The organism is Anaerostipes sp. CAG:276, assembly GCF_000432215.1.
Lineage (GTDB): Bacteria > Bacillota > Clostridia > Lachnospirales > Lachnospiraceae > Anaerostipes > Anaerostipes caccae.
Map to the genome: position 1 here is coordinate 1 of NZ_FR889169.1, position 591 is coordinate 591.

Sequence of the window (591 nt, forward strand, 5' to 3'; positions counted from 1 at the left end):
GAGGTCTTTGTATTTACGGCAACTGAATATGGGAAAAGCCTGATCGGGGAAGCGGAGCATATGGTCCTGTCTCCTGAAAGACTTTCCGCAGAGGAGATGGAAGAACAGATCAGAATCCAAAAACCGGATCTTGTGGTTGACGCCACACACCCGTATGCAGAATTGGTAACAGAAAATATACGGTCAGCCTGTATCCACACCCACACGGAGCTGATACGGCTGGTAAGGGACGAGGGCACCTGGGACGGAGGAGACATTACCTGTGTCAGTTCCGCAAAAGAAGCAGCGGAGTTTCTTTCACGCACAGAGGGAAATGTTCTTTTGACAACAGGAAGCAAAGATTTGGCAGAGTTTACTGCGGTTCCTGAATTTGAAGAGAGGATTTATGCGAGAGTCCTCTCTCTTCCGGATGTGGTAAAAAGCTGTGACGAAATGGGGTTTCGGGGAAATCATTTGATCTGTATGCAGGGGCCGTTTTCAAAGGACCTGAATACTGCAATGCTCAGGCAGTATGGCTGTAAATGGATGGTGACAAAGGCCTCCGGTATGGAAGGTGGATTTCCGGAAAAATTAGAGGCCGCAAAAGAGGCG

1 protein-coding gene is annotated in these 591 nt (G+C 48.7%); it reads left to right on the forward strand.

Translation table 11 applies throughout. The features are described 5' to 3' along the window. A partial coding sequence (locus QVP35_RS00815; RefSeq protein ID WP_288187710.1) for a precorrin-6A/cobalt-precorrin-6A reductase occupies nucleotides 1–591 on the forward strand: 591 nt, incomplete at both ends.